Source organism: Bacteroidia bacterium, from assembly GCA_025056095.1.
Taxonomy (GTDB): Bacteria; Bacteroidota; Bacteroidia; order JANWVE01; family JANWVE01; genus JANWVE01.
The window spans coordinates 1-3,141 of record JANWVW010000280.1; the positions used below are offsets into that span (position 1 = coordinate 1).

A 3,141-nucleotide genomic window follows, 5' to 3' on the forward strand; every position below is an offset into this window, starting at 1 on the left:
GCGTTAGCGAAGTACCGAAGCGAAGCGTAGTGCGGAATGCCCCGACCCTTGCGTCAGCAAGGGGCACGCCCAAAAAAGAAATTATTCAAAAATACACGAAGGTATTAAACTTTCTTTGTTCATTTGTGTTGAAATTCATATCTTTGATGTATGGAAGTCAAAACTAGCGCAGAAATTCAAAAAATACCTTTTATTCAAACTAAAACTATCCCTGTACTAGGTGTTACAGGTACAGGCGGAAGTGGAAAATCCTCATTAACTGATGAAATTATCCGCAGATTCTTACTCACTACATCGGACACTACCATAGCAGTTATCTCTGTAGACCCTTCTAAACGTAAAACAGGCGGCGCTTTATTGGGAGATAGAATTCGCATGAATTCTATAAACAATCCAAGAGTATACATGCGGTCATTAGCCACTCGCCAAAGTAATTTAGCTCTAAGTAAGCACGTTAAAGATGCCATTCTCATTTGTAAAGCCGCAGGCTTTGACCTGATTATTGTAGAAACCTCAGGAATTGGTCAAAGTGATACAGAAATTGTCGATCATTCTGACATAAGCCTATACGTGATGACACCCGAATTTGGTGCTGCTACTCAACTAGAAAAAATTGACATGTTAGATTACGCCGATATTATTGTGATTAACAAATTTGATAAACGCGGTGCCCAAGATGCCCTTCGCGACGTACGCAAACAATACAAACGTAACCACAATCTATTTGACAAATCTGACGAAGAACTACCTATTTTTGGTACCATAGCATCCCAATTTAATGACCCTGGCACAAATAGTGTTTTTTTAGCTATTATTGAAAAAATAAAAGAAAAAACAGGCGTAGAGTTTAAACTTAACACTCAAATTGTTGGCGGAATAAGTCAAAAAAGGTACATCATTCCTCCTCACAGAACACGCTACCTAGCTGAAATTGCCGAAAATAACCGAAACTATGATGAATGGGTAAAAAAACAAGTAGCTATTGCGAATAAAATGTATCAACTGCACGGAACTATCCAAGAACTCAAACAGTCTAATGCACCTGAAAGTGTCGTTCAAGAAGTAGAAAGAATTTACAAACATTATGAGCAAGATTTAGACGGCGAATGCAAACGAATTTTAGAGAATTGGGAAGCTAAAAAACAAAAATACAGGGATGAATACTTTGTTTACCAAGTACGAGGTAAAGATATCAAAGTTGCTAACTATACTAAAAGTTTATCCCACTCTCTAATACCTAAGGTAGCTTTACCCAAATTCCAATCTTGGGGAGAAATACTCAAATGGTGCTTACAAGAAAATGTACCTGGTGAATTCCCTTACACAGCAGGAGTGTTTCCTTTCAAACGCACAAACGAAGATCCCACTCGTATGTTTGCAGGAGAAGGTGGACCTGAACGCACTAACCGTAGGTTTCATTATCTTTCTAAAGGTATGGCTGCGGCAAGGTTATCCACTGCTTTTGATAGTGTAACTCTTTACGGCGAAGATCCTCATCATAGACCCGATATTTATGGCAAAATTGGCAATTCAGGCGTGAGCATTTGTACTTTGGACGATGCCAAAAAACTATACTCAGGCTTTGACCTTTGTAACCCCAGTACTTCCGTTTCTATGACTATTAACGGACCTGCACCGATTATTCTAGCTTTTTTCATGAACACTGCCATTGACCAAGAGTGCGAAAAATACATTATAGAAAATGGACTAGTAGAAGAAGTCAAAGCTAAAATCAAAGCTATTTATGACGCAAAAGGACTACCTATTCCCACTTATCAAGGTAAATTACCTGAAGGACATAATGGATTAGGTTTACTCCTTTTAGGCGTAACAGGGGATCAAGTACTACCGCAAGAAGTTTATCAACAAATCAAAGCTAAGGCACTAAGTACAGTAAGAGGTACAGTCCAAGCAGATATACTCAAAGAAGACCAAGCGCAAAACACGTGTATTTTCTCTACTGAGTTTGCTTTACGCATGATGGGCGATATTCAAGAAAGCTTTATCCGAAATAAAGTAAGGAACTTTTATTCTGTTTCTATTTCAGGCTATCACATTGCAGAAGCTGGGGCAAATCCCATAACTCAATTAGCTTTTACTTTGGCTAATGGGTTTACCTTTGTAGAATATTACCTTTCTCGGGGCATGCACATTGATGACTTTGCACCGAATTTGAGTTTCTTTTTCTCTAACGGAATGGACCCTGAATACTCTGTAATAGGGCGTGTAGCCCGTAGAATCTGGGCTAAGGCTATGAAATACAAATACAAAGCTAATGAACGCAGCCAAATGCTCAAATATCATATTCAAACTTCAGGGCGCAGCTTACATGCCCAAGAAATTGATTTTAACGATATTCGTACTACGCTGCAAGCGCTCTATGCTATTTACGATAACTGTAACTCATTACACACTAACGCTTACGATGAAGCTATTACCACCCCTACCGAAGAAAGTGTCCGCCGTGCCGTAGCCATTCAGCTGATTATTAACCGTGAATTGGGATTGGCTAAAAACGAAAACCCTTTGCAAGGTAGCTTTATCATAGAAGAACTCACAGACTTAGTAGAAGAAGCCGTACTACGAGAATTTGAAGCCCTTGCTGAACGTGGCGGCGTACTAGGCGCTATGGAAACTATGTATCAACGCAATAAAATTCAAGAAGAAAGTTTGTACTACGAAACGCTCAAACATTCAGGAGAACTGCCAATTATTGGTGTAAATACTTTCTTAAATTCCAAAGGTTCGCCTACTATAATTCCGCAAGAAGTAATTCGTTCTACTATGGAGGAAAAAGAGCAACAAATTGCTAATTTAGAAGCTTTCAAAAAACGCAATGCGGAGGTATCTGCCCAAGCCCTAAGAAAATTACAGCAGGTTGCAATTAGTAACGGAAATATTTTTGACGAACTTTTAGAAACCGTTAAAGTTGCTTCTTTGGGACAAATTTCTGCCGCCCTGTACGAGGTCGGTGGTCAATACAGGAGAAATATGTAATCTTTGATTGGTATTTTTGATTTTATTTCAATTGAATTTTACTTTTTTGGGCGTGCCCTTGTGGGCTTTTGCCCACAAGGTCGGCGTGCTGCGGGCTACGCTAACGCTTCGGTGCTACGCTTCGCTCCGCACTGGGCTAACGCC

General features: G+C 39.6%; 1 protein-coding gene. It reads left to right on the forward strand.

Going from position 1 to position 3,141, the window contains the following annotated elements:
- The first annotated feature begins 150 nt into the window (after positions 1-150).
- Positions 151-2,997 (forward strand): methylmalonyl-CoA mutase family protein, encoded by a 2,847-nt coding sequence (locus tag NZ519_13355; GenBank protein MCS7029740.1) that lies wholly within the window; start codon positions 151-153, stop codon positions 2,995-2,997.
- Positions 2,998-3,141: the final 144 nt, after the last annotated feature.

Excerpts from the sequence above, each read along its gene's own strand:
- NZ519_13355 (MCS7029740.1), top strand. The coding sequence starts at position 151 with ATGGAAGTCAAAACTAGCGCAGAAATTCAAAAAATACCTTTTATTCAA.